This window comes from Solidesulfovibrio carbinolicus, assembly GCF_004135975.1.
Taxonomy (GTDB): domain Bacteria; phylum Desulfobacterota; class Desulfovibrionia; order Desulfovibrionales; family Desulfovibrionaceae; genus Solidesulfovibrio; species Solidesulfovibrio carbinolicus.
In genome coordinates, this window is sequence record NZ_CP026538.1 from 784929 (window position 1) to 811414 (window position 26486).

The window sequence follows — 26486 nt, forward strand, 5'->3', positions numbered from 1 at the left end:
TATTTCGCCATCTCGGTCAACATCCTGAAAGTACGACAGGAAATATCTGGCACGCTCCCTGCTTTACGGCAGGCATCACGGCGCAGCCGCGCCAGGAGGAACGCCATGGGTATTTTCAGCCGCTTCCGCGACATCATCCACTCCAACATCAACGCCATGCTCGACAAGGCCGAGGAGCCCGAAAAGCTCATCCGCCTCATGATCCAGGAGATGGAAGAAACACTGGTGGAACTCAAGGCCGACTGCGCCCGCACCATGGCCCAGGCCGCCCGCATCGCCCGCGAACACGACATGCTCGCCGCCGCCGCCGGCCGCTGGGGCGAAAAGGCCGAGCTGGCCGTGGACAAGGGCCGCGAGGATATGGCCCGGGAGGCGCTGCTGGAAAAGCGCGACCTCGAAGCCCGGGCAAACGTCGTGGCCGGTGAACTGGCCGCCGTGGAAGGCCTGATCGAAGCCTGCCGTGAAGACATCGCCACCCTTGAGGAAAAGCTCGCCTCGGCCAAGGAACGCCAGCGCACGCTGCTGGCCCGCCATATGCGCGCCACCGGCCGCAAGCGCATGCGCGAAGACGTCTCCCGCGCCGACTCCAGCGAAGCCCTGCAACGCTTCGAGGCCTTCGAAGCCCGCATCGACCGCCTGGAAGCCGAAGCCGAACTGAGCGGCACAACCGCCTCGCGACGCCGACCGACCGAAGACCAAAGCCTTGACGCCCGCTTCGACCGCCTGGCCGCCGACGAAGACGTGGAACGCGAACTGGCCCAGATCAAATCCCGCCGCGCCCAGTAGGGCGGAGAGGGAGGAGACGGAGGGGGAGGCCTCCGGCGGCTGGGGGCCTGAGGCCCCCAGACCCCCCACCTGGAGAAAAGGGAAACGTCGCGGCCCCGAGACGGATACGCTGTTGCAAAAGGACAAGCAGTGCTGGAACATACAGTTTATATCGGCCACGTGCCGCTGGTGGTCAAAATCCTTCTCGTGGTCGCGGCCATCCTCGTGCTGCGCCAGTTGCGCCGCCGCGACGACCGGACGCGCGGCCGCGACGAGGAAGCGGCCATGGCCGTGGTGGACGAGGTGCGCGCCGGTCTGGCCCGCCTGGAAGAACGCCTGGACAACCTGGAAACCCTGCTGCCGGAAGCTTCCGGCAAACGAGGCGGACATGAGAAGCCGTAACGACGATTTTCCCGGACGCCGCAAGCTCTACCGCTCCCGAAACGGCCTGGCCCTGGGCGTGTGCCGGGGGCTGGCCGACTATCTCGGCTTGCCGTGCTGGGTGGTGCGGGCCTTTGTGATCGTGCTGTTCGTGTCCACCGGCTTCACGGCGGCGATTCTCTACTTCGCCGCGGCCTTCTTCGTGCCCCTGGCTCCCGAAACGGGGGGGGCCGAAGACATCGACACGGGCCGGCTCGGCCGGGCGGCAGCCGACGTGTCCCGCCGTTTCAAGGACTTGGACGCCCGGCTTTCGCGCCTGGAGTCCCATGTGACCTCACGGGAGTATGATTTCGACCGCCGGCTCGGACGGTCATAAGGCGCAAACCGGGCCTGGAAGGCCCTTGTGCGGCGGTCGGTTCCTGGGCTAGGCTGCAATCGACCCCGGCATGGCCGGCGATGCCCCCTCGTGTCGCCGTGGCCCGGCCGCTGGTCCAAGCTTTTTGAATCGCCGGCATCACGGCCGCCAATGAATGCGGCGCAAACCGCAAAACCTCGCCTGATCCGGCCCGGAGCCGCATTTATGATGGGACTGCTTTCTTCTCTGGTGGTGGCCGGGGCGACCCTGGTCGGTCTGGTGATTCTTGGCGTGGTGTTTCTCATCGGCGTGCGCCTCATGCGCCCGGCAGGCCGGGCCGCGCCCGGCGGCGACGCCGACGAGGTCCGGCTGCTCCAGGAGATCCACCGCAGCCTGGAGCGCCTGGAATCCCGGGTCGACACCCTCGAAACCGTGGTGCTGGACGCCCGGGCCAAGGGGCGCGGCTCATGCGACACCTAAGCGAACTCGACTGGCGGCGGCTTTACCGCTCGCGTACCGGGGCCGTCCTTGGCGTGTGCAAGGGGCTGGCCGCCTTTCTCGACGTGCCCGTGGCCGCCGTTCGCGCCGGCGTCGTCCTGCTGACCCTTTCCGCCGGCGTGTGGCCCGTGGTCGCCGCCTACGTCATCGCCGGTTTCTGCCTCAAGCTGGAGCCGGCCCTGCCCCCGGACTCCGAGGCCGAAAGCGACGCCTGCAACGCCTATCAGGCCGACCGCAAAGCCGTCCTGGCCCGGCTGCGCGACCGGGCCGAGCGCCTGGAGCGGCGGGTGCGCCGCCTGGAAGACCACATCACCTCCCGGGAATTCGACTTCGACCGCCGCCTGTCACGGCCCTGACCCCGCGCCCCTGGAAAATACAACAGTATTTCCAGGGCCTCACGCGGTGCTCGGAAGCTTCTTGCGAGGGAAAAAGCCCCTTTTCGAGGCTCGTGGCCAAGACGAACCGCAGACGGTCAGGCCCAGGTCCGCGGCATTGGAAACCTTTGGATGCCGCAAAAAAAGGGCGCGGGAACCCTGTCCCCGCGCCCGAAGCGTTTCCTGTCTTCCCGGGCTACCAGCGCCCGGGCATGATCGACTGCCAGGCCTCTGGAATAATCGCCCGGAAATCCTTGCCCACCTGCCACAGCTTGGTCAGCCGTCCCTCGATGACGATGGAGCGCGGCCGGGGCCGCAGCGACCGGTAATGGCGCGGAATCTGAAAGCGATTGTTTTTTGACAGCACCACGTCCAACTCGGCGTCCCGGTCGCGCACCACCAACGCCTCCGGAAAAAAGACCGTGCGCTTCAGCCGCTGGGACATGGCCTCGAACAACGCGGCATGGATCTGGCTGAACGGTTCGGCCGTATGCCGGGCCGTGGGCGCGGCCACGTTCTCGTTGGCCACAAAGGCCACCGGTCCGTCCGGCAGCATGGCGTACACGCCCGGATCGCGCGCGTCGGCCGCCATCACCTGCCCCACGCCCAGGGAGCGCAGCAAGGCGTCGGTGCGCTCGCTGATTTCCGAATCCAGCTCGAAGCCGTACAGCCGGGTCTCCCTCACCCCGTTGCGCCTGGCCTGGAACCAGGCCGCGGCCAGCAAAATGCCGCTGCCCGTGCCGATGTCCAGGCCTAAAAACGGGTCGTGCACCATGTCCGGCGGCAACGGCCGGTTGGCGATGGAGCGGAAAATATGGGCCGTGCGCGGCAAATCCGTCAGCATCCGCAGCGGGTAGGCGCTGTAGTCCCCGGCCAGGGGCAACACCTTCTCCGGCGATCCCTCGGACCACAACTCGTAAAACTGTCCCAAAAGTCCGCTGATCTCCTTAAGCGCAATGGGGTGCTCCTGGGAGCCGGGATACAGACAGGCATGGAAATACTTGAGCACAAGGCTCAAAATGTCGGCTTCGGCCATGGGCGTTGCCGGGCTTGCCAGCCGCTCGAAGTCATTGCGCAACGTCCCGGAACGGTAAACGTCGGCGGCGATGACGGTTTCCCGACGGATCGCGGCCGGCGTCTGCCGCCGAGGTGTGGCGGAAGCGGCGTCGTTTGGTCGCATCATGAGTTCCTTCCTTGGATTAGCGGTCCAATCCGGCGGAAAAAATCGCCGAGTCGGCGTAACCCATGCAGAATTGATGCCGTCGCCGTTCACCCAACTGGTTGAGATCGGCCGGCAAAACAGGTACACGACCAGCCGTGCTGCAAAATACCTTCCTGCATCTGCCTGGCCTTGGGCCGTCCACCGAACGCCGCCTCTGGGCCGCAGGCATCCGCGACTGGGACACCTTTCTCGACGCCGACACCCCGCCCCTGGCCTCGGCCAAGGCCCCCATGTGGCGCAACGAACTTCTCGAATCAAAAGACCGCCTGGCCGCCGGCGACGCCGACTGGTTCGCCCATCGCCTGCCGCCCGCCGAAGCCTGGCGACTGTTCTTCGACTTCAAGGACAGCCTGGCCTGCGTCGATATCGAAACCGACGGCACGCCCCAAAACGAAGTCACCGCCGTGGCCCTCTACGACGGCATAAGCGCCGCCCGCACCTACGCCCACGGCCAAAACCTCCACGACTTCACCGACGACATCCTGGCCAGCAAGGTGCTGGTCACCTACAACGGCCGCTGCTTCGACGCCCCGGTGCTCGCCTCGCACCTCGGCGCGAAGCTCCCCAAGGCCCATATCGACCTGCGAAACGTCCTGTGCGGCATCGGCATCAAAGGCGGACTCAAGAAAAGCGAGGAACACTTCGGCATCGACCGGGGCGACCTGGCCGGAGCCGACGGCTACATGGCCGTGCTGCTGTGGCGCGAATACTCCCGCCACGGCGATCCCGCCGTCCTGGAAACGCTGCTCGCCTACAATGCCGCCGACGTCCTGGCCCTGCCCGTGCTGCTGGCCCACGCCATCAATAGGCTGCTGGAAGACACCCCCTTCGGCGACGCCTACGGCCAGGACATCCCCAGCCCAGGCCAAAACCCCCATACCCCCGACCCCGCCGTCCTGCGCCGCGTCTGGCACGAACGCTACCACCACCGTTCATAACCAGCCAGGGCGCTGCCCTGGACCCGCCAGGGCTCTGCCCTGGACCCGCCAGGGCTCTGCCCTGGACCCGCACGGGCGCTGCCCGTGACCCGCCGGGGGGATAATCCCCCCGGACCCCCTGATCGTCTGTGGCGGGCGGGAGGGCTACAAGCAGGCGGGACAGGCGCGGGAGCGTGGCGGCTGCGCCCCGGAAAGTCCAACGACCCGGTTCGCCCGGGGTTGCCCGGCACGGGAGAGTTGATGCTCAGCATGTCTCGCCCAAGCTACTGATCCTGTTGCTCTTGCTCCAGCAATGCGAAAAGGGCTGTTTTGGGCGCGAGGCTTTGATCGCGCCCAAAACAGCCCTTTTCGCTGGCGAGTTGGGGGCCGGAATTTGGGGTTGTCCCCCGGACGGCTTCCGTCCGGGGGACAACCCCAAATTCCGGCCCCCATTTTCTCTCGGGCCAACCGCCCGCCGACCAACGCCTCACCCGTCGACGGTCCCCCATGTCAGGGGTCCGGGGGGCTGAGCCCCCCGGCCGCCGGAGGCATCTTTTCTTACTCTCCTCCCAGCAACCTACTTAAATCTATCAAACTTCTCAAACTCGGCAAACGCGCTGCGCTTGGCTTTGTTTTTCGCTTTGATGTCGTCGAGGATGGAGTGGCTCAAATCCGAGGCGTCCACGGCCTTGACCTTGCCGCGCGGTATCTGGCCGGGATCGAGGAATTGGCCGCCGAGGTCGGCCAGTTCGTTGACGGTGAGCCGGCCGCCGGGCTGTTGTTGCGGCGGCGCGAGGTAGGGCTGCGGTTCGGGTTCAGGCTCGGGCACGAAGGTGGGCGTGTAGGCGGCCTGCGGCTCGGGTTCGGGCGCGGGTGGCGGCGCGGCGGCGGTGTGGGGCTGGCTGGCGGGAGCGGCGGCCTGGGCGGGCAGGGGCGCGCCGTGGGTGACGGCCTGGCGCAGCATCCGCACTTCCGCGAGGATCTCGTTTTGGACTTCGAGGATTTTGAGCAGGATGGTTTCCATGGGGCGGGCTTAGCACGGGCGAAAGGGGTGGTAAAGCGGCCCGCCCCGGGAGATGTGGTGGCTTGTTTTTATTCTGTGCTGGTTGGAGGTTAGGGTTTGGACAAGGCGGCGATGTTGGGGCCTAGAGAGGCCAGGGCGGCGTTGGCCAGGAGTTTGGCGCCGAACGGGGTGAGGTGGACGCCGTCCTTGGTGCGGGTGGCCTTGGGGCCGTCGGGGGTGATTTTGGCCTGGGCGTAGCGGCCGGCCGGGTCGGCCAGGGTGCGGGAGACGTCGATGTAGCGGCAGCCGGGCAGGGCGGCCAGTTCGCGAGCGATGACGGCGTTTATGACAGCCACGTCGGCGTTGAGCTTGGGATCGGCCATGACCGGCGCGCCGAGCCAGTAGATGCGGGCGCTGGGGTTGGTCGAGCGGGTGATGTCCACCAGCCGGCGCACCCGGCGGGCGTATTCGGCGTCCCAGCCCGGGCGGCCGAAGGCGACCTTGGTTCCGTCGGGGCGGGTGAGCGTCTGGTTGTCGTTGGTGGCGATCATGACGATGACGGTGTCGGGGGCGTGGGCGGCGGCCAGGGCGGCCATTTCGCGTTCCCAGTTGAAGAAATCGGGCCGGGCCAGGCCGCTGGAGACCTTGCCGCGCGAGGCGAAGGCGGTTTGGGGCCGGCCGGCCAGCATGGGGCGCAGGGCGTCGGCTAAAAACAGCGACAGGGAATCGCCGGCCACCAGGATGCGTTTGCCGGGCGCGGCGGCGAGTTGGGCCGGGGCGGCGGCTTTGGCGGCGACGTTTGTTTGGTCCGGGGGCGTCTGCTGGGCTGGCGCGGCGGTACGGAGCGGGGCGGCCGGCGGCGGCGAGGGGAACGTTGCCGACGGGGGGGCCTTGCCGGCGGGAGCGGCCGGCGAGGAGGCGGCCAGGATGGCGACGGGTTTGGCGGTTGGAGCGGGGACGGCAGGCGACGGAGTTTTGACGGATGGCGACGCCTCCAGGGCGGCCAGGGCGGCCGTGTCGGGGGCGGGCAGGCGCACCAGGCGCAGGGCCAAGGCCCTGGAACCGAGGGGTTCGCCGGGACGCACGGCCAGCCGGCCGTCCAGGGGATGGCGGGCGGCCTTGTCCACGGTCAGGCGCACGGAGTGTGGCGTGACGGCGGCGATCAACGCGGCGTTGGGGGCCTGGTCCGGGGCGTCGAAGACGGCGGCCAGGGACGGCCGATCCGGGCCGTGGGGCGGGGCCAGGCCCGGGTGGGTAAGGGCCGGCGCGGCCAGCAGGGCGGCCAAGGCCAGGGCCAGGGCGGCGGCAGGGCGGCGCGGGCGCGGGTGGTCGGAGCGGATATGCTGCATGGTGGTTGCCGGCTGTTTGCCCCAAGCGGGGCATCCGCTCGGGGGGCATGACAGGCAAAGCAAGGTCCGGGCCGAAATGCACAATGAGGCAGCACACTGTAATGATGGAATAAAGTAGTTCTTGGCCGGCGTCAGACCGCCGACGGTTCGGGTTCGGGACGGCTGGCCGGTTGCCTTTTGGCGGCGGCGAAGCTAGCTTGCGCCACATTTCCCGGAGGTTCCGAGGCGACGCCCTATGAACATCACGAGCTTTGAATTCGCCCTGTTTTTTGCCGCCATCTTGCCGCTCAACTGGCTGCTGCGGCCCCATGCCGGGGCGTATCGCCTGTTTCTGCTGTTGGCCTCCTACGTCTTCTACGCCTCGTTTAACGCCAAGTTCCTGCTGATTCTGCTGGTTTTCAGCTTCCTGACCTGGTTTTTCGCCGTGGTCTTCGCCGAGACGTCCGATCAGCGTTTTCGGCGCTTTTGCCTCGTGCTCTATGTCGCCTTTGCCCTGGGCATGCTGGCGTTCTTCAAATATTACGAGATGCTCTACATCTCAGCCGACTGGCTGTTTAGGGTGCTGTCGGTCAAAAGCCCGGTGCCGTTGCTTGACGTCATCATGCCGATTGGCATTTCGTTTTTCACCTTCCAGGGCATGTCCTATGCCATCGATGTCTACCGCGATCCGACCAAGGTCGAGCGCAGTCTGGTGGAAGTCTTCTGTTTTATTTCCTTTTTTCCGACCATTTTGTCCGGTCCCATCCTGCGGGCCGGCAATTTCCTGCCCCAGCTCAAAAAGGCCCGGGTGGGGCAGCCGGATTTTTCCCGGGCCTTTTATCTGCTGATTCGGGGCCTCATTAAAAAGATCATCATTTCGAGCTACCTGTCCGAACACATCGTGCGCACCACCTTCGGCGCGCCCGAGGGTTTCAGCTCGGCGGCGGTCATTGTCGGCATCCTTTCGTATGCCGCCCAGATTTATTGCGACTTTTCGGGCTATTCCGATCTGGCCCAGGGCGTGGGGCTGCTCATGGGCTTTGACATCCCGGATAACTTCAACGCCCCGTACAGGAGCTTAAGCCTGCGCGATTTCTGGCGGCGCTGGCATATCACTTTTTCTACCTGGCTTCGAGACTACCTCTATATTTCCCTGGGCGGCAACCGCAAGGGCACCGTGCGCAAGTACGCCAACCTGGTGACCACCATGGCCCTGGGCGGGCTGTGGCACGGCGCGGCCTACAATTTTCTGGTCTGGGGCTTCATCCACGGCTTCGGGCTGGTCATCGCCCATTTCGTGGGTTCGCTGCGCCCGGCCCGGGCGGCCAAACCGGCAGCTCGGGCGGAGGGTGACGCCAGTGTCCCGTCGGGGCCGGGCTTTCTCGGCGGCCTGTGGAACGCGGTCTGCTGGGTTTCGACCTTTGCCTACGTCAACGTGGCCTGGGTGTTTTTCGGGGCCGAGGACGCCGGCAAGGCCGTGGACATCTTGAAGCGCGCCGTGGCCCTGGATCCTGACGGCGCGGGCTTCCGGCCGACCTGCCTGGTCCTGGTGGTCCTGGTGCTGGGGGTGCAGCTGCTCAATTTCACCGGGCGCGACGTTTTTCGAAAAAGTTTCGACTGGATGCCGTTTCCGCTCCAGGGCGCGGCCCTGGGCGTGGCCGCGGCCTGCATCTTGAAGCTGGGCCCGGACGGCGTGCTGCCGTTTATTTACTTCGCCTTCTGATTTTTTTCTTCCGCCATCGGTCTGGCGTGGCTTGGCGGGGACATGGCCGCCAACCCCCGCCACATCTCGGTTTGCGGCCGTCGCGCCCGGCGGCCGGTGCATTCGCCCGATCCGTTCTCTCGCCATTTTTTCCTTTTTTTTCCGATAAGTGGAGGAATCTGGTATTTATCTTGTAGGGAACGTCGCGTTCTGCTAGTGTGCAGACTCAGGATGGGAACGCAGCTTCGGCGGCGTCGTCCATAGGTAAGCGCCCAAAATCGTTGGGGAACGAAGTCCGTAGGAGGCTTGGGCGCACATCCGGACGAGGCTTTATGGGACGCCGGCTGTTTGAGAAACTCATACCATCCAGGGTCGCGTTTCTTACATTATCATGCCGTTACCGGGACTTGGCGGGCGCGATGGGGGTCGCGCGGCGCGGGGCCGGGCCGGCACTGAGGTGTTGTGTATGCGAAGCCCGAGTCAGGTCCTCCTCCTGGCCGTACTGATCGTCTCCTTGATTCTCCCTCCCGGACTGCCCGTGGCGGGCGCGGCCAAGGTCGATCCCGGCACGCCCAAAGCCAAGCGTATCCTGCTGGTGGGCGATTCCTTGTCCATTGGCCTGGGCCAGCAGATGGAGACCGCTTTTGCCGGCAAGCCTTCGGTGCGTTTCGCGCACCTGGGCAAGGTGTCGAGCGGTCTGGCCAATCCGTCGTTTTTTGACTGGGAGGCCGCTCTTGACGCCCAGGTGAAGGCCCATCATCCCGACGTGGTCATGATCATGCTCGGGGCCAATGACGACAAGCCCCTGCCCACGCCCTCCGGGCGCAGCGCGCCGTACAAGTCCGCGTCCTGGGACGTCGAATACGCCCGGCGCGTGGCCCGGCTGCACGCCATCGCCAAAAGCGAGAACCCCGCCGCTGCCGTGTACTTGATCGGCGTGCCCATCATGGGCGACGCCGCTTTCGACGCCGGCATGGGCCACGTCAACGGCGTGCTGGCCAAGACCGCAGCCAGTCTGCCGGATTGCGCCTATATCAACGTCCGCGACGTCCTGGCCGACGCCTCCGGGGCCTACGCTCCGGTGGCCCGCACGGCTTTGGGCGCCACCGTCAAGCTGCGCGCTGACGACGGTGTGCACATCTCCGCCGCCGGCTCGCGCCTTTTGGCCGCCCGGCTGATCGAAACCGTGGCCGAACCCTCGGGTCTGCCCCGGGGCGAACTCCTGGCCGCCATCGAAAACCGCGATTTGACGCCCCTGGCCCGGCCCGGACGTCCGGCGACCCCGTCCGTGACGGCGGTCGCTGCCGCGCCGGTTCAGGCCGCGGCCCCGGCCGCCCTGACCGCCGAGAAGCCGGCCGCGCCCGTGGCCGATGCCGCCGCCGCCGTGGCGGCCAAGCCCGTCGCCGCCCCGGCCGTGCAGGTCGCCCAGGCGACCGCCGCGCCCAAGGCCGCCGCTCCGGGCGCCCAGGCAACGCCTGCCCCGGCCGCCGCCGCCAAGGCCCCCGCGCCGATCCAGGTCGCCGAGGCTCCGGCCAAGGCCGCCGCACCGACCGTCAATCCCGTGGCCCGCCCGGCCGCGCCGGCCGTGGCTCCCGGCGTCAACTACGCCGTGGCCGATGGCGACACCCTGTGGTCCGTGGCCAAGCGTCTGGGCGTGTCCGCCGACGCCCTGGCCGCCGCCAACCCCGACATTGATCCCCGCCGCATGAGCATCGGCCAGCGCCTGGCCGTGCCGGCCGGGGTGGACCTCGCCCAGGTCACCAAGGCCCAGATCCGCCCGAGCGTTCCCGCCGCCGCGACCAAGGTCCACACCGTGGCCGACGGCGACAACTTCTGGTCCGTGGCCCGCCAGCACGGCGTCACCGTGGCCGCGCTCACCGAAGCCAATCCCGGCGTCGATCCCACCCGGCTGCGCATCGGCCAGCCCCTGGCCCTGCCCGCCGCCACGGCCACGGCCGCTCGGCCGGCCGCCGGCAAGCAGCACGCCGCCCTGGACGGGGCCGGCTATGTGGTGGCCGACGGCGACAACTTCTGGTCCATCGCCAAGCGCCTGGGCGTGTCGGCCGACGACCTGACCCGCTTAAACGCCGGCCTCGATCCCCTGCGCCTGCAGCCCGGACAGGTTCTGGCCGTGCCGGACAACGCCCGGGCCGAGGCCCTGGCCGCGCCCGCCCCGGCCGCCGCCGAAACCCGGACGGTCAGCGACGCCGGGCTGTATCCCGTGGCCCCGGGCGACACCCTGTGGGGCCTGTCGCGCCGGTTCGGCGTCTCCCTGGAAGAGATGCTGGCCGTCAACGGCGAGGTCGATCCGTCGCGGCTGCGCGTGGGCCAGCTGGTCACCGTGCCCGCGGAAGGCGGCCTGGCCAGCGCCGAAATGCTGCTGTTCCCGGTCTCGGCCGGCGACAGCCTGTGGAGCATCGCCAAGCGTTTCGACGTCAGCGTCGAGGCTTTGACTGCCGCCAATCCCGGCGTCGATCCGTTGCGCCTGCGCGAGGGCCAGACCTTGCGCGTGCCGTCGTCCCTGGCTGCCGTGGCCGCTTCCGGCGCGCCGGCCAAGGAAGCCCAGGCCAAGGCGGCCTCGGCCGTCACGCCGGCCATCCTGCCGGCCGAGGCCCAGGGCGGGACGAGCCCGGCCGCCAGCCCGACGCCGACCGCCGGCCCGGCCCATGCCCCGGCCCGCCAGCATGTCATTTCCGAGGGCGACAACCTTTGGAAGCTCTCCCGGGCCTATGGCCTGAGCGTCCAGCGCATCCTGGCTGAAAACAGCGGGCTGGACCCCATGCGTCTGCGGGTGGGCACGGTGTTGCAGTTGCCCGTGGGCGTGGCTTCCATGGCCGCCCGTTAGGGGCGGCCTGTATTTGACCGGCGGCATCAAGCCGGGTAGAGAGGAAAAAACAGGCCAGCGGACGGAGCGGCGACTATGGGCGGGCAGGACTGGGATGTCATGGGAAACAAGGCCGGGTATACCCTGCTGCGGCACACCCTCGCCAACATCCGCGAAGTCGCGCCTTCCACGGCTTTTGAACGCGGCGACGCCATCGACCTTGTCTACACAGGGCCAAGCACGCCCCAGAGCGGCGAAGCCCAGGCCTTTGCTTCGGGCGTGGGGTCGCTGGCGGATAAAAAAACCTGACCGGTCGGCGCGCTCCGGCAGTTGACGTGAGCACTGCGGCCGGCGCATTGGTGGAAATCCCGAAGATTTGCGAGGTTGGGCGACAGCCTGGGTTTTTAGGGCAGGCAACCGGGCTTTTCCTGCAGAAAGTATTCCCGGCCCGCGCCATAGGCGCACGCCGGGAGCGCGACACGAGGCGACGAACCGAACACGCCGTGCGCCGGGGCCTGCTCCGACGACGCGGCAGGGAGCAACGCCATGAGCGCCATCACGTTTTCCAATCCCTTGAGCGCCGAGGTCGCCGGCGGCATCGTGACCAAGACACTGGACACCTTCAACAGCATGCCTTCCTCGTCCGGCGCATCCTCGGCCGGCGACGCCGCGCCCTTCGACAAGCAGACCTTTGGCGCGGCTGTGGTGGAAAAAACTTTGGATTACATGAACTCCGGCTCCTCGGGGGCGACCGCCTCAAACGACATGAGCCAGACCTACCAGTTTTCCAAGGACGTGCTCGGGGCCTACGCCTCGGGCATCGGCACCCTGGCCGACGCCGACGTCTAGGCCGGCCGGCGGGGAAATTCCGTCGTGGGGCGCTGCGCAGGGCGCAGGCCCGGGCGAGGCGGCGTTGCCCTGGGAACGGCGCTTGGCGCTTCCACTTCCAGGATGGCGGCCTTGGCTCTGGGCGATTGCGGCCGGCCCTGCGGTCGAGGAACCTGGGCCTTCCCTGGTGTGGTTGACCGGCAAGGCCGACACATGGCGCACCAAAGGGCGCAAGCCCGGCGGTCTTTGCTGTTTTGTGTTTTGATATGTAAAATACCACAACAACGACAGGGGCTTGGCCCCTGTTTCTGCGTTTAGGAGCACCTGTGCGCAAACTGCTTCGCGTCGACATCACCGTGCCCGGCGGCGGCGAAACCGCCGAACTGCTGGAAGCCTGGCTGGCCGGCCGGGCCGCCCAGGGCTGGGAAGAGGCCGTCCTTGAGGACGGCGAGACCGTCCGCTTCCGCGTCCACATGGAAGACGCCCCGCCGGCCCGGGCCTTTGCCGAGGAAGTCGCGGCCGACTGGCCGGACCTGCCCCGGGAAGTCTCCACCCTGGAGGAAGAGGACTGGGGAGCGGCCTGGATGGCCTTTTTCACGCCCATTGAGGTCGGCGGCGTCTATGAGATCCTGCCGCCCTGGATGGCCGACCATGACACCGGCGGCAAAAAGCCCATCCTCATAGAACCCAAGATGGCCTTCGGCACCGGCCACCACCCCACCACCGCCCTGTGCCTGGAAGCCTTTGCCCAAGCCCAGACCTCGGGCTGGCTGCAGCCGTCAATGCGCTTTCTTGATCTCGGCACCGGCTCGGGCATCCTGGGCATCGGGCTATGCCGCCTGGGGCTGACCGGCGTGGGGCTGGACATCGACCCCCAGGCCGTGTGGTGCGCCGCCGACAACCTGCGCTTAAACGGCGTGGAAGGTTCCATGTCCCTGGCCGTGGGCGGGGTGGGGAGCCTGGCCCCGGACAGCCGCTTCGAGGTCGTGGCCGCCAATATCCTGGCCGCGCCGCTCATGGCCATGGCGAAGCTGCTCACGCGCCATGTGGCCCAGGGCGGGATGCTGGTGCTGTCCGGCATCCTCGAAACCCAGGCCGACGACGTGGCCGCCGCCTACCAGGCCACTGGCCTCGGTCAGCCCGTGCGTCGAGTGTCCGGGGAATGGGCCTCGCTTTCCTGGCAGTGATTTACATTCCCCCGAAAGGGGATTATGGGGACGCTTTCCGCGTTGGCATCATCCACCTCAAACCGTCTTCAAGGCACAAGCCATGCACCTGAAAAAACGTGTTCTCGTCACCGGCGGCGCCGGCTTTCTCGGTTCGCACCTGTGCGAACGCCTGCTCGCCCAGGGTTGCGACGTCATCTGCCTGGACAACTATTTCACCGGCTCCAAGCAAAACGTCGCGCATCTTCTCGACGATCCGCACTTCGAGCTGATGCGCCACGACGTCACCTTCCCCCTCTACGTGGAAGTCGACGAGATCTATAACCTGGCCTGCCCGGCCTCGCCCATCCACTACCAGCACGATCCGGTGGCCACCACCAAGACCAGTGTGCATGGCGCCATCAACATGCTCGGCCTGGCCAAGCGCCTGCGGGCCAAGATCATGCAGGCCTCCACGTCCGAGGTCTACGGCGACCCGTCGGTGCATCCCCAGCCCGAATCCTACTGGGGCAACGTCAACCCCATCGGCTTCCGCTCCTGCTACGACGAAGGCAAGCGTTGCGCCGAAACCCTGTTCTTCGACTACCGCCGCCAGCACAACCTGCGCATCAAGGTCGCCCGCATCTTCAATACCTATGGGCCGAGAATGCATCCCAACGACGGCCGCGTGGTCTCCAACTTCATCATCCAGGCCCTGCGCGGCGAGCCGCTGACCGTTTACGGCCAGGGCCAGCAGACCCGGTCGTTCTGCTACGTCGACGACCTCGTCGAAGCCTTCCTGCGCCTCATGGATACCCCCGACGACTTCACCGGCCCGGTCAACACCGGCAACCCGGGCGAGTTCACCATTCTGGAACTGGCCAAGCTGGTCATCGAATACACCGGCTCCAAGTCGGTCATCGACTACCGGCCCCTGCCCCAGGACGATCCCAAACAGCGCCGCCCGGACATCACCCTGGCCAAGGCCAAGCTCGGTTGGGAACCCAAGGTGGCCCTGCCCGAGGGCCTGAAAAAGACCATCGAATACTTCGATGCCTTCCTGCGCCAGGCCTAAGCGAGCGAAACGGAATCCCGGATGACGTATGACGCCGACAGCCGCCCCGCCTCCCGGCGGGGCGGCAAGATTTCCCTTGTGGTCCCGGTCTACAACGAAGGCCCGGGGCTTTATGCCCTGCGCGACAGCGTCACGGCGGTCATGGAGGCCACGGCCTACGACTGGGAGTGCATCCTGGTCGATGACGGCAGCCGCGACCGCTCCTGGGCCGTCATTGAAGAGCTGTCCGCCGCCGACGGCCGCTTCAAGGGCCTCATGTTCTCGCGCAACTTCGGCAAGGAGATGGCCCTGACCGCCGGTGTGGAGCACGCCATCGGCTCCGACGCCGTCATCTGCCTCGACGCCGACCTCCAGCATCCGCCCGAGATCATTCCCGAGCTTTTGGCCAAGTGGGAGCAGGGCTACGACATCGTGGCCACCATCCGCGAAAAGGTCGCCGACTACTCCCTGGTCAAGAAGATGGGGTCCAAGACCTTTTACTGGTTCATGCGCCGGTTTACTGATCTCGATTTGCCGCCCAATTCCACGGATTTCCGGCTGCTCGACCGCAAAGTGGTGGAGACGCTTTCGAAATTCACCGAAGGCTCGCGCATGTTCCGGGGCCTGATCGATTGGATGGGCTACAAAAAGACCTACATCTCGTTTTGCGCCCCGGCCCGCAGCCAGGGCGAGCCGGCCTATTCCGTCAAGAAGCTTTTTGATTTGGCGATAAACAGCTTCACCTCCTTTTCCCTGGTGCCCCTGCGCCTGACCGGTTACCTGGGCCTTTGCATCATGGCCGTCACCGTGCCCGTGCTGGGCCTTATGGTCGTCAGCAACTGGTTTTTCGGGGCCAACATCACCGCCTTGGCCTTTTTCACGGTCTTTAATACGCTTTTAATCGGCATCGTGCTGTGCGCTTTGGGCATGATGTCGCTGTATATCGGCCATATCCACACCGAGGTGGTCAACAGGCCCCTTTACATCGTGCGCTCCCGCGCCGGAACCTGGGACGAGACGCAGTGAGTCCGACGCCGCCGCTGTTTTCCATCATCATTCCGTTTAAGGCCCCTGGCCCTTACATCGAAGAGAGCCTGCCCCATCTGCTGGCCCTGGCCGAAGCGGATTTCGAGGTCATCCTCGTGCCCGACGGCCCCATGGACGTGGCCGCCCTGACAACCGACCCCCGGGTGCGGGCCATCGCTTCGGGGCCGGTGTCGCCGGCCGTCAAGCGCGACCTCGGCGCGGCCGCCTCCCTGGGGCTCTACCTCGCGTTTATCGACGACGACGCCTATCCCGAACGCGGCTGGCTCTCCATCGCCCGGGCCGCCTTCGAGGGCGATCCGACCCTGTCCGCCGTGGGCGGGCCGGCGGCCACGCCCCCGGACGATCCCTTTTGGGCCAGGGCTTCGGGCGCGGTGTTTTTAAGCCGCCTCACCGGCGTGCCCGAGCGCTACCGCCCGACCCCGCCCCGGCGGGAGGTGGACGATTGGCCCACGGTGAACCTCATCGTGCGGCGCGACGCCTTTTATGACGTAGGCGGCTTCGACACCGCCTGCTGGCCCGGCGAGGACACCAAGTTCTGCCTGGATCTGGTCCACAAAAAGGGCGGGCGCATCCTCTATCTGCCCGAGCTGTTCGTGTGGCACCATCGCCGGCCGGGCTTGGCCAAGCATTTGCGCCAGGTCGGCAACTACGGTCTGCACCGGGGCCATTTCGTGCGGGTGCATCCCGAAACCTCGCGCCGGCCGTGCTATTTCATCCCCTCGGCCTGGGTGCTCTTTTTGGTCCTGGCCCTGGGCTACGGCTTTTTTTACGTGGCCGACGGCGTCTCGCCCTGGCCGCTTATGGGCTGCCTTTTAAGCCTGGGCTTTGCCGCCTACGGCTGTTTTTTGGCCGCCGTCTTTTTCGATCTCACGGTCCTTCGCCGCGAGCCGGCCCTTGTGGCCCTGGCCGCCTTGCCCTACGTGGCGCTCACCCACATCTGGTACGGCGTCCGTTTCCTCGTGGGCCTTTCCCGCAAAACGCTGACCAGCTCCCTTGGCAGGTGATATGAAAGTTTCCGTGGCCTATCCGCCGCTGTCCTCGGACAAGGGCACGCCGCTTCTGTCCCAGAACCGGCAGTTCCAGTGGTTCACCAACCCCACCTACATCTACCCCATGGTGCCGGCCTATGCCGCCAGCCTCATGGCCTCGCGCGGGCATACCGTCACCTTTGACGACGGCATCGCCGACGAGATGACCTACGAGGCCTTCAAGCGCGATCTGGTGGCCAAGGCCCCGGACGTCATCGCCATGGAGACCAAGACCCCGGTGGTGACGCGGCACTGGAAGATCGTGGCCGACCTCAAAGCGGCCCTGCCCGGCGCGACCATCGTGCTCATGGGCGACCATGTCACCGCGCTGCCCCGGGAAACCATGGAAAACTGCCCGGTGGATTACGTCATCCGCGGCGGCGACTTCGATTTCATTTTAGCCGACCTGGTCGATCATCTCGACGGCCGGCCCGTGGCCCTGCCGGCCGGGGTCTGGCGGCGCGAGAACGGAGAAATCGTCGATGGCGGCCTGGGGAACCTCACCCACAACCTGGACGAGCTGCCCTACATCGACCGCGAACTCATCAAGTGGAAGCGATACGCCTTTAAAAACGGCAATTTCAAGTACACCCCCGGGGCCTATGTCATGGCCGGGCGCGACTGCTGGTGGGGGCGTTGCACCTTTTGCAGCTGGACGACCCTTTTCCCGGGCGCGACCTACCGCACCGTGTCCCCGGCCCGCCACGTGGCCGAGATCGAGCGGCTGGTCAATGACTACGGCATCCGCGAGATCTTCGACGACTCGGGCTGCTTCCCGCGCGGGGCCTGGCTGGAGGAGTTCTGCAACCTGCTGATTGCCAAGGGGCTGCACAAGAAAGTCGTCATGGGCTGCAACATGCGCGTGGGCGAGCTGACCCAGGCCCAGTGGAATCTGCTCAAGAAGGCCAATTTCCGTTTTATCCTCATCGGCCTGGAGTCCATGTCCCAGGATACGCTCAATCGTCTCAAAAAGGGCATCAAGGTCTCCCAGATCGAGGAGACCGTGCGCATGGCCAAAAAGGCGGGACTTGAGCCCCACATCACCACCATGGTGGGCTACCCCTGGGAGACCCGCGAAGACGCCCGGCGCACCGTGGATTTTGCCAAGTCGCTGTTTTCGCGCGGCCTGCTCAACACCCTGCAGGCCACCATCGTCGTGCCCTATCCCGGCACACCGCTGTTCGAGGAAGCCAAGGCCAACGGCTGGCTCACCACCGAGAACTGGGATGACTACGACATGCGCGATTCGGTCTGGAAAAGCCCGATCTCCTCAAGCGACGTGTTGCAATTCAAGGACGAGTTGTATAAAGCCGCCCTCACGCCGGCGTTCATCATCCGCAAGATCCTGAGCATCCGGGACCTTGACGACATCAAGTTCCTGGCCAGGGCCGCTTCCAAGCTCGTCGGGCACCTGCTCAACAAAAGCCGCGCCAAATCCTGCGGCTGCAAATAGGCAGCCGCCGTTCCCACGACCGCCATGCACAAGACGCGTACACGTTCAACCGGTCACGGCCGCAAGCTTGCCAACATTCATGCGGCGGGAGTCGCGGCATGATCCGCGTTTCCGTGGTGGTCACCACCCGAAACGAGGCGGCCAACATCGGCAATTGCCTGGCTTCGGTTGCCGGCCAGGACTTCCCCCGGGAAGCCCTGGAGATCATCGTCGTGGACAACGCTTCCACGGACAGCACCAAGGCCATTGCCCGCCGCTTCACCGACCGCGTCTTCGACAAGGGGCCGGAACGTTCGGCCCAGCGCAACTACGGCATGCTCGACCTGGCCGCCGGGGAGTACGTCATGTTCCTCGACGCGGACATGATCCTGTCGCGCACCGTGGTGCGGCGCTGCGTGGAACTCCTGGACGGTTGCCCCCACGTCGCCTTGCACGTGCCCGAGATCGTGCTCGGCACGGGCTTTTTTCCTTCGGTGCGGCGTTTCGAGCGCAGCTTCTACGACGGCACGGTCATCGACGGCGCGCGGTTCATGCGCCGCGAGGCCTTTGCCGCCGTGGGCGGGTTCGACACGTCCCTGACCGGTCCCGAGGACTGGGACCTGGACAAGAAACTCAAAGGCATCGGGACCATCGGGCTCCTTTCGCGCTACGATTTCGACGCGGTGGACGCCTATGTTTCCGGGTTGCCCGCCGCGGGCATTCCCGATGCGCTCGTGGGCTTCGAAGCGAAAAGCGGACAGGACGTGCCGCTGCTGTTTCACAACGAAGCCGCCTTTCACCTCGGCCGCTACTTGAAGAAAAAGACGTATTACACAGGCAGCGCCGAAGCCTACATCGCCAAATGGACCCGGCAGGACCCGGACATCGCCCGCCAGTATGGGGCGTTCTACCGGTTCGTTGGCGTATTCGTCGAACAAGGCCGCTACCGCCGGCTCCTGGCCCATCCGGTCAAGGCCGGCGGCATGTATTTCCTGCGTTTCCTCGTGGGCGCCCTGTTTTTGGCCAGAAGATCACGCCAGGCCCCAAGCGCGTAAGCCGCCCCCGAAACTCGCACCCAATCGCCAACAGGAGAGACCCCCGTGGCTGTCGCCATCGTTACCGGCTCCGCCGGCCTCATCGGTTCGGAAACCGTCAAGTTTTTCTGTGACAAAGGCTTCGATGTCGTCGGCATCGACAACAACTTCCGCAAGACCTTCTTCGGCGAGGACGCCTCCACCGAGTGGAACCGCCAGCGCCTGGAAGCTTCCCACAAAAATTACACCCACTACGACGCCGACATCCGCGACCACGAAGGCATTTCCAAGATTTATGGTCGCTACGGCAAGGACATCAAGGCCGTCATCCACTGCGCCGCCCAACCCTCCCACGACTGGGCCGCTTCCGACCCCTACATGGACTTCACCGTCAACGCCAACGGCACCCTGGTGATGCTCGAAAACTTCCGCGCCCATTGCCCGGACAGCGTGTTCATCTTCACCTCCACCAACAAGGTCTACGGCGACACGCCCAACTACCTGCCCCTGGTGGAACTCGAAACCCGCTGGGAAATCGATCCGTCCCACGCCTACAACGACGGCATCGACGAGACCATGTCCATCGACCACACCAAGCACAGCCTGTTTGGCGCTTCCAAGGTCGCCGCCGACGTGCTGGTCCAGGAATACGGCCGCTACTTCGGCTTCAAGACCGGCATCTTCCGGGGCGGCTGCCTCACCGGCCCCTCCCACTCCGGCACGCGCCTGCATGGGTTTCTCTCCTACCTCATGCGCTGCTGCATCACCGGCAACAAGTATTTCATCTACGGCTACAAGGGCAAGCAGGTCCGGGACAACATCCACTCCTACGATCTGGTCAACAGCCTGTGGCATTTCTTCGAGAAGCCCCGCGTCGGCGAGGTCTACAACATGGGCGGCGGCCGCTACTCCAACTGCTCCATGCTCGAAGCCATCAACCTGTGCGAAGAGATCACCGGCAAGAAGCTCAACTGCGAATACGATGAGACCAACCGCATCGGCGACCACATCTGGTGGATCAGCGGGCTTAAGAAGTTTGAGCAGCACTACCCCGACTGGAAGATGACCTACGACGTGCCGCGCATCCTCAAGGAAATCTACGAGACCCAGAAAGACGTCGTCGAGACGGCTTAGAACGAAGATGCCTCCGGCGGCCGGGGGGCATGATGCCCCCCGGACCCCCTCTCTAGAGGCGGGGTTGCGGCCGAAGCGGCCGCAACCCCGCCTCTTCAGTTGATTCCTGAAGTGAAAGTACGGTATCCCCAATTGATATTTTGGGGAGAAGAAGGCGGGGGAGCTAGCCAGGGTTTCCCCTGTTGCTGCGGGCCGCTTGGCCCGGGGTTTCCTCCCTCCGGTCTTCGCTTTGTTACCCTAAGGAGCTGATATGCAGACCATGTTGGTGACCGGCGGCGCCGGATTCGTGGGCAGCAATCTGGCCGTGGCCTTCAAGCGCAAGTACCCCGAGCGCACGGTCATCGTGCTCGATAACCTCAAGCGGCGCGGCTCGGAATTCAACGTGCCCCGGCTGGTGGCCGAGGGCATCCGGTTCGTCCACGGCGACATCCGCAATCCCGAGGACATGGAGTTCGACGACAAGATCGACGTGCTGCTGGAATGTTCGGCCGAACCGTCGGTGTTGGCCGGATTTGGCGGCTCGCCCAAATATCTCATCAACACCAACCTGACCGGCACCATCAACTGCCTGGAAGTGGCCCGCAAGAATGCCGCCGACGTGGTGTTTCTCTCCACCAGCCGGGTCTATCCCTACGATCCCATCAACGCCATCGGCCTGCGCGAGGAAGAGTCGCGCTTCGTGTGGCAGGCCGGGGACGGTCCGCGCGGTTGGAGCGAGGCCGGGGTGGACATTGATTTTGACTTGAACGGCCCCAAGTCCATGTACGGCGCGACCAAGCTGTGTTCGGAATTCGTGCTGCGCGAATACGAAGCCATGTACGGCGTGCGCAGCGTCATCAACCGCTGCGGCGTCATCGCCGGTCCCTGGCAGTTCGGCAAGGTGGATCAGGGCGTGTTCTCGCTGTGGGTCCAGGCCCACTATTTCAAGCGTAAGCTCTCCTACATCGGCTTTGGCGGCCTGGGCAAACAGGTGCGCGATCTGCTGCATATTGACGATCTGTTCGATCTTCTGGATATGCAGCTGGCCGACCTTGAGAAAGCGAAAGGAAAGGTGTATAATGTCGGCGGCGGCAGGGAAACCAGCCTGTCGCTTCTGGAGACCACCCGCCTTTGCGAGCAGCTCACCGGCAACGCCATCGAGATACGGCGCGATCCGGTCAATCGGCCGGCCGACTTGGCCATTTACATCGGCGACAACCGCCGGGTGACGGCCGACTATGGGTGGAAGCCCAAGCGCAGCGCGGAGACGGTCCTGACGGACCTCTTTGACTGGGTCCGCGACAACGAAGCGAGCCTGCGCACGCTCTCCGGCCTCTAGGCGTTTCCCGCAGCCAGGAACGCCTCCAGGCCCGAGGCGCAGGTCGCCCCCCACGGAGGCGGACACATGGCGCAACGCAAGGTCGACCACAACCGGATGCTGGCTGATGCCCGCACCATCCGGGAGAACATCAGCCGCGCCCGGGGGTATTTGCGGCGCGACGACTTCTACCGTTGTATCGAGGCGGCCAACGACGCGCTGGTGCTCAAATCCACCAGCTCGGCCCTGGGCATGGGCCGGTCCGAGGTCGATCTGCTTTTCGTCGAGATGTGCGACGATTTCAGCCGCCACCCGCGCGTGATCGCTTTCCTGGAAGGCCTCGGCGTGAGTGGCGGCCCATTTTTGCGCTACAAGTCCGGTGACGAGACGCTGCTGATTAAAAAGCTCACCGCTTTTCGCATCAAAATGGAAGAGCTGGAGGAGCATGCCGCCGCCAAGGAAGAAAAACGCCGCAACGCCCAGCGCGAGGAGTGGCTGGCCCTGGGCCGGGAGTGCCTGGACCAGAAAAGCTTCCCCAAGGGCAAGGTCTACCTGCGCCGGCTGGTGGAAAACTACGGCGATGAGCCGGGCATGATCCGCGAAGTCGGCAAGCTTTTCGCCGACGCCGGGCTGTTGCCCGAAGCCTCGGAAATGTTCATGCTGGCCATCGAACGCTTCCCCTCCGACCAGCAGGCCTGGCGCATGGCCATCGACGCCTGGGACGCCCTGGGCGAATTCAAACAGGCCGAGGCCCTCTACCTCGACGCCGTCAAAACCTTCGGCGGCCACCCCATGACCTTCCTCAACATCGCCAAGTTCTACCTGAAATGGCACAAGAAAGACGACGCCTATGACTACGCCCAACGCGCGCTGGACCTGGACGCCACATTGGCGGAGGCCAAGGCTATCCAGGACGCCATTGAGAATCGTTGAGGGGAGCGGGGCGAGAAGAGAAGAGCGGAGAAGAGCAGAGGAAGAGGCCTCCGGGCGGTTCGCGAGGTCGGGGAGTGGCAGGAACTTCTCGCCCAAGTCGGAAGTCGCCACGGTTTTCGGTTTTGAAAATGCAGAGAGCGTCATGCAGCGGTACGGTCTGGAGAAGGCGATCAAGCGCCAGCATCGCCTGCGGTGAATTAGTCCAGCCAAAACCTGTATGCCAACCATTCAAAACATCCTGAAGCATGCCTGGACTGTCGGTTCCTCGGTACGAGATCACTCTCTATCGTTAGCGAAAGCATCAAGTCGCACAAGATGGGCTATGTTCATTGGGAAGGCTATCGGGTCAAAATAAACAGGCCGCTGCCAAAACTCAATGAAGGACTATACAGTTTGTACAAGCCCAGCTCGTGAAGCGAGTCCGCATTTTTAAGCCATGGAAGATACTGAACAATAGTCCCAAAAGAGACATCGTCTTGTGTCAATTCAATCCAGGCGCCTTTGAATGAATATCCAGTCCCAAAATGTTTGCCGAACTCATTAGGACGAACAATTCGTGCAGTCGAAGGGTCATTCCTATTAGAAAACTCCAACATTAGAGGGATGTCATATCCATGAAGCTCCCGTCTCTGCCCAGCTACATTAGTGTTCCCAGTAATTTTCTCTATAGGCCATTTGAACACGGATTGTGCAAGAGAATCAAGATCACCAGACGTTCCAGCTTCGCCAAAACGTAGTGTGACAACGACATGCCTTTTCTGCCCAAGGTCAATAAAGATCGCCTCTGCCTTAACTCTCGTTGAAACCGGAGGAGAGCTGGGATTCCAATGAACGAACTTCGGCGTAATAGTCACCTGGACAACATTCGATCCTGTCTTTAATCCTTCTGGCGTTTCAACTTCGACGATTATTTTGTATTTTATAACGGTTGTCGTCAGCGCATCGCTCACGATCTTTCCGCCCGATACGAACAACCTCGGGCCGGCAACGAGAATGAGGATTGTCAGAAAAATCCATCGCAACAAAGAGACGCGCCAAAACAAAAGCATTGCTATAAATGAAAAGATAGATATGGCAATCTGGGCGTGAAGGCCAATGATGGTATGCAGCAGCGCTGCATACATCCAGATATAACTTACGAAATCACTGCCCTGTAACATGCTTACCAACGTCGTTGCGGCAAGTTATTGTCTACCGCAGTATTATAGAGTTGCGCGACCATTTTTGCCTGAGCCCCCCGGTGAGCCAGTCCCATGTCTCATACATTCCAAGCGTCTCCACGGGCATCAGTTGCCCATGGAGTTTCGTTTTGACCTGCCCATGTCCAAACCTTCGAGGATTGGATACAGGAAATACTCAATGACGCGGCGCTTGCCAACAGTGATTTCAGCGGAAAGGGTCAGTCGGGGATGCCCGGAAAATCGGGCGGCAGATTCTTGAGCTCCGCGCTGGGGACGGGCGGGAGGATGATCCTGGCGCGAACGGTCAGCGTGTCGCCCAGGGCCTTTGTTTGTGGAAGTGGGCCTTGCTGATGGCCTTGGCCGTTGCGTTTCTTACGCCGTGCTTGTCATTTCCCGATGCAGAACCGGTCGAAGACGGCGTTTAACACGTCGTCGGGCGTGGTCTCGCCGGTGATGTCGGCGACCAGCCCGGCGGCCGTCTCCAGGCGCACGCCCATGAGGTCGTAGGGGATGCCGGCGGTGATGTCCTCGGCCAGGGCGGCCAGCTCGGCCCGGGCGGCAGAGAGCGCTGCCGCCTCGCGGTCGCTGGGGGCCGGCGTGTCCGGTTCGGGCGGGCCGGCCTCGGCGGTCAGCATGGCCCGGATGGCGGCCACAAGGCCGGTGAGGCCGTGGCCGGTGCGCGAGGACACGGCCACGCCCTGGATGCCGCGCCCGGCAAGCGCGGCCAACGGCGCGGGCTCGGCCGGCGGCAGATCGGCCTTGGTGGCAACGAGCAGCACCTTGCCCGGCCCCAGCTCGGCCAGCACGGCCTCGGCCTCGGCGTCCGGCACGTAAGGCGTCGAGCCGTCCACCACGTATAGTCCCAGCGTGGCCCGCCGGGCCTTTTCCAGGCCGCGCTTTTTGCCCATGTCCTCAATGGCGTCGTCGGTGGCCCGCAGCCCGGCCGTGTCGGTCAGGCGCACGGGCAGGCCGTCGAGGTCCAGGCTCTCTTCCAGATAATCGCGGGTGGTGCCGGGCAGTTCCGTCACGATGGCCCGGTCCGTGCCGAGCAGCGCGTTAAAAAGGCTCGACTTGCCAGCGTTGACCTTGCCGAAAAGGGCCACTGTCGCGCCCTGTCGGTAGGGCGCGGCCCGCCCTTCGGCTTCGAGCAGGGCGTCGATGCGGGCAACAGCCGCCGCCACGCCGTCGGCAAAGGCCTCGCGCGGCAGGCATTCCACTTCTTCTTCCGGAAAATCCACGGCCAGACAGATGCCGGCCAGGAGATCGGCCAGGGCTTGCCCCAGTTCCCGGGCCGCCTCGCCCATGCCGCCGGTCAGGCGATTTAGCGCCAGATCGGCCTGGACCGCGCCCCGGGCGGCGATGAGTTCGGCCACGGCCTCGGCCTGGGACAGGTCCAGTCGGCCGTTTAAAAAGGCGCGTTTGGTGAATTCCCCGGCTTCGGCCGGCCGCGCGCCCAGGGCGTAAGCGGCGGAAAGCACGGCGGCGAGCACGGCCGGGGAGCCGTGGCAGAAAAGCTCGGCCGTGTCCTCGCCAGTGTAGCTGCCCGGGCCGGGCATGAAGGCGGCCATGCCTTCGTCGAGGAGCCTGCCCCCGGGCGCGTGAAAGGTCCCGTGGTGCAGTCGGTAGGGCCTAAGGCCCGAAAAGTCCGGCCGGGGCGACCGAAAGAGCTTTTCGGCCACGTCCCGGGCGGCCGGGCCGCTCACACGAATAATGCCGACGCCGCCGCGACCCGGTGGGGTCGCGACGGCGGCGATGGTGTCGGAAGGCTGAGGACGCATGGGGTCTTAGGCGCTCGGTCCAGCCGGGCAGGCGGGCGTTTCCAGGAGCTTTTCGATGGCCCGGCCCATGCGACGGATGCCTTCCACGATGCGCTCGGGTTCGGCGTTGGAGAAGTTGAGCCGCATGGTGCGCTGGCCCGAGCCGTCCACGAAAAACGGCTCGCCGGGCACGAAGGCGACCTTTTCCTTGATGCACAGGTCGAACAAGGCAAAGGCCGAGCAGCCCTCGGGCAGGGTGACCCACAGGAACATGCCGCCCTCGGGTTCGGTATATTGCACACCTTCGGGGAATTCGGCCTTGATGCGTTCGACCATGAGGTCGCGCTGGGTCCCGTAGGCGGCCTTGATGGTGGCGATGTGGGCGTCGAGGTCGTTGTCGGCCAGGTACTGCACGAGGATGCGCTGCACCAGGGTCGAACAGTGGAGGTCCGAGGCCTGCTTGGCCGTGACGAGCTTGGGCAGGGAGTCGGGATCGGCCACCACCCAGCCCAGGCGCAGGCCCGGGGCGGCGATCTTGGAAAACGTGCCGAGCAGATAGCGGTCCTGGGTCATGAAGGCCGACACCGGCGGCAGGGCCTCGCCCATAAACCGCAGTTCGCCGTAGGGGTCGTCCTCGACGAAAATGGCGTCGGACACGCGCATGGCCTCGGCCACGGCCCGGCGGGCGGTGAGCGAATAGGTCAGGCCCGAGGGATTTTGGAAATTGGGCACGGCGTAGAACATCTTGGCCTGCTGGCGGGTCAGCACGTCCACGAGGCGGTCGATGTCCGGGCCTTCGGGACCAAGGGGAACGCCGGCAAAAGTCGGCTCGAAGACCGAGAAGGCCTGGATGGCCCCGATGTAGCCGGGCAGCTCCACGCCGACCACGTCGCCGGGGTCGAGGAAGACCTTGCCCAAGAGATCCAGGCTTTGCTGGGAGCCGTTGGTGATAAGGATCGTGGCCGGATCAATGTCCAGGCCGCGCTTGGTCTTGTAGCGGTCGGCTATCCATTGGCGCAGGGCCGGTTCGCCTTCGGTGACGGAGTACTGCAGGGCAGCGGGGCCGTTTTCGGCCAATACCCGGGCGGCGGCGGCGGCGATGGGGCCGGTGGGAAAGAGGTCGGGCTTGGGCAGGCCGCCGGCAAAGGAGATGATGGACGGATCGGCGGTGACCTTGAGGATTTCCCGGATAAACGAGCGGCGCACCTGGGACATGCGTTTGGCGAAAGCGGGCACGGCGTGAGCCT

25 protein-coding genes are annotated in these 26486 nt (G+C 65.1%); 19 read left to right on the plus strand and 6 right to left on the minus strand.

Features of this window, described 5'->3' with window-relative positions:
• Positions 1 to 105: 105 nt before the first annotated feature.
• The 5 genes from C3Y92_RS03530 (at position 106) to C3Y92_RS03550 (ending at position 2355) form a co-directional block, all read left to right on the plus strand.
• Positions 106 to 786: a PspA/IM30 family protein gene (locus C3Y92_RS03530; RefSeq protein WP_129349550.1), complete on the plus strand. Its 681-nt coding sequence runs from the start codon at positions 106 to 108 to the stop codon at positions 784 to 786.
• A gap of 129 nt (positions 787 to 915) precedes the next feature.
• Complete coding sequence (locus C3Y92_RS03535; RefSeq protein ID WP_129349552.1) at positions 916 to 1167, plus strand: hypothetical protein; 252 nt, start codon at positions 916 to 918, stop codon at positions 1165 to 1167.
• Positions 1154 to 1522 carry a PspC domain-containing protein gene (locus tag C3Y92_RS03540; protein WP_129349554.1) on the plus strand — a complete coding sequence of 123 codons (369 nt, stop codon included), beginning with the start codon at positions 1154 to 1156 and terminating at the stop codon, positions 1520 to 1522. The genes C3Y92_RS03535 and C3Y92_RS03540 overlap by 14 nt, the downstream gene beginning before the upstream one ends.
• 204 nt (positions 1523 to 1726) lie before the next feature.
• On the plus strand, positions 1727 to 1981 hold the full coding sequence (locus tag C3Y92_RS03545; RefSeq protein ID WP_129349556.1) for a hypothetical protein: 255 nt from the start codon (positions 1727 to 1729) through the stop codon (positions 1979 to 1981).
• A complete protein-coding gene (locus C3Y92_RS03550; protein ID WP_129349557.1) occupies positions 1969 to 2355 on the plus strand; it encodes a PspC domain-containing protein in 387 nt (128 codons plus the stop codon). Before C3Y92_RS03545 ends, C3Y92_RS03550 begins: the two co-directional genes overlap by 13 nt.
• Positions 2356 to 2569: 214 nt before the next feature.
• Here the strand turns inward: C3Y92_RS03550 and C3Y92_RS03555 are convergent, their stop codons facing one another.
• Positions 2570 to 3556: an SAM-dependent methyltransferase gene (locus C3Y92_RS03555; RefSeq protein WP_235669601.1), complete on the minus strand. Its 987-nt coding sequence runs from the start codon at positions 3554 to 3556 to the stop codon at positions 2570 to 2572.
• Between the two features lie 134 nt (positions 3557 to 3690).
• On the opposite strand from C3Y92_RS03555, the gene C3Y92_RS03560 reads away from it, so the two are divergent.
• On the plus strand, positions 3691 to 4533 hold the full coding sequence (locus C3Y92_RS03560) for a ribonuclease H-like domain-containing protein (RefSeq protein WP_129349559.1): 843 nt from the start codon (positions 3691 to 3693) through the stop codon (positions 4531 to 4533).
• Positions 4534 to 5089: 556 nt separating this feature from the next.
• Here the strand turns inward: C3Y92_RS03560 and C3Y92_RS03565 are convergent.
• Together C3Y92_RS03565 and C3Y92_RS03570 are read right to left on the minus strand one after the other, a co-directional pair.
• A complete protein-coding gene (locus tag C3Y92_RS03565) occupies positions 5090 to 5536 on the minus strand; it encodes a hypothetical protein (protein ID WP_129349561.1) in 447 nt (148 codons plus the stop codon).
• An 89-nt stretch (positions 5537 to 5625) separates the two neighbouring features.
• Positions 5626 to 6864 (minus strand): DUF459 domain-containing protein, encoded by a 1239-nt coding sequence (locus C3Y92_RS03570; protein WP_129349563.1) that lies wholly within the window; start codon positions 6862 to 6864, stop codon positions 5626 to 5628.
• A 235-nt stretch (positions 6865 to 7099) separates the two neighbouring features.
• Between C3Y92_RS03570 and C3Y92_RS03575 the strand changes: the two genes are divergently transcribed.
• From C3Y92_RS03575 to C3Y92_RS03635, 13 genes are all read left to right on the plus strand, one after another.
• Positions 7100 to 8566: an MBOAT family O-acyltransferase gene (locus C3Y92_RS03575; protein ID WP_129349565.1), complete on the plus strand. Its 1467-nt coding sequence runs from the start codon at positions 7100 to 7102 to the stop codon at positions 8564 to 8566.
• A gap of 445 nt (positions 8567 to 9011) precedes the next feature.
• Positions 9012 to 11390: a DUF459 domain-containing protein gene (locus C3Y92_RS03580; protein ID WP_235669602.1), complete on the plus strand. Its 2379-nt coding sequence runs from the start codon at positions 9012 to 9014 to the stop codon at positions 11388 to 11390.
• A 99-nt stretch (positions 11391 to 11489) separates the two neighbouring features.
• The gene (locus tag C3Y92_RS03585; protein WP_235669603.1) at positions 11490 to 11678 is read left to right on the plus strand and encodes a hypothetical protein; all 189 of its coding nucleotides are present in this window, start codon (positions 11490 to 11492) and stop codon (positions 11676 to 11678) included.
• 237 nt (positions 11679 to 11915) lie between these two features.
• Complete coding sequence (locus tag C3Y92_RS03590) at positions 11916 to 12218, plus strand: hypothetical protein (RefSeq protein WP_015862452.1); 303 nt, start codon at positions 11916 to 11918, stop codon at positions 12216 to 12218.
• 305 nt (positions 12219 to 12523) lie between these two features.
• A complete protein-coding gene (locus C3Y92_RS03595) occupies positions 12524 to 13384 on the plus strand; it encodes a 50S ribosomal protein L11 methyltransferase (protein ID WP_129349571.1) in 861 nt (286 codons plus the stop codon).
• Positions 13385 to 13466: 82 nt separating this feature from the next.
• Positions 13467 to 14417: a UDP-glucuronic acid decarboxylase family protein gene (locus C3Y92_RS03600; RefSeq protein ID WP_129349573.1), complete on the plus strand. Its 951-nt coding sequence runs from the start codon at positions 13467 to 13469 to the stop codon at positions 14415 to 14417.
• Between the two features lie 21 nt (positions 14418 to 14438).
• Positions 14439 to 15422, plus strand: coding sequence for a glycosyltransferase family 2 protein (locus C3Y92_RS03605; protein ID WP_129349575.1), 984 nt, complete (start codon positions 14439 to 14441; stop codon positions 15420 to 15422).
• Entirely contained in the window at positions 15419 to 16447 is a 1029-nt protein-coding gene (locus C3Y92_RS03610; protein ID WP_129349577.1) for a glycosyltransferase, read from the plus strand. Before C3Y92_RS03605 ends, C3Y92_RS03610 begins: the two co-directional genes overlap by 4 nt.
• Position 16448: 1 nt before the next feature.
• On the plus strand, positions 16449 to 17924 hold the full coding sequence (locus tag C3Y92_RS03615; protein ID WP_129349579.1) for a B12-binding domain-containing radical SAM protein: 1476 nt from the start codon (positions 16449 to 16451) through the stop codon (positions 17922 to 17924).
• Between the two features lie 98 nt (positions 17925 to 18022).
• A complete protein-coding gene (locus C3Y92_RS03620) occupies positions 18023 to 18958 on the plus strand; it encodes a glycosyltransferase (protein WP_129349581.1) in 936 nt (311 codons plus the stop codon).
• A 45-nt stretch (positions 18959 to 19003) separates the two neighbouring features.
• A complete protein-coding gene (locus C3Y92_RS03625) occupies positions 19004 to 20071 on the plus strand; it encodes an NAD-dependent epimerase/dehydratase family protein (protein ID WP_129349583.1) in 1068 nt (355 codons plus the stop codon).
• A gap of 250 nt (positions 20072 to 20321) precedes the next feature.
• Entirely contained in the window at positions 20322 to 21389 is a 1068-nt protein-coding gene (locus C3Y92_RS03630; RefSeq protein WP_129349584.1) for an NAD-dependent epimerase/dehydratase family protein, read from the plus strand.
• Positions 21390 to 21455: 66 nt separating this feature from the next.
• Complete coding sequence (locus tag C3Y92_RS03635) at positions 21456 to 22301, plus strand: tetratricopeptide repeat protein (RefSeq protein WP_129349586.1); 846 nt, start codon at positions 21456 to 21458, stop codon at positions 22299 to 22301.
• Between the two features lie 338 nt (positions 22302 to 22639).
• Here C3Y92_RS03635 and C3Y92_RS03640 read toward each other — a convergent pair whose 3' ends face one another.
• The 3 genes from C3Y92_RS03640 to C3Y92_RS03650 form a co-directional block, all read right to left on the minus strand.
• The gene (locus C3Y92_RS03640) at positions 22640 to 23461 is read right to left on the minus strand and encodes a hypothetical protein (protein ID WP_129349588.1); all 822 of its coding nucleotides are present in this window, start codon (positions 23459 to 23461) and stop codon (positions 22640 to 22642) included.
• 407 nt (positions 23462 to 23868) lie between these two features.
• Positions 23869 to 25260: a tRNA uridine-5-carboxymethylaminomethyl(34) synthesis GTPase MnmE gene (mnmE, locus tag C3Y92_RS03645; protein ID WP_129349590.1), complete on the minus strand. Its 1392-nt coding sequence runs from the start codon at positions 25258 to 25260 to the stop codon at positions 23869 to 23871.
• Between the two features lie 6 nt (positions 25261 to 25266).
• Positions 25267 to 26475, minus strand: coding sequence for an aminotransferase-like domain-containing protein (locus C3Y92_RS03650; RefSeq protein ID WP_129349592.1), 1209 nt, complete (start codon positions 26473 to 26475; stop codon positions 25267 to 25269).
• Positions 26476 to 26486: the final 11 nt, after the last annotated feature.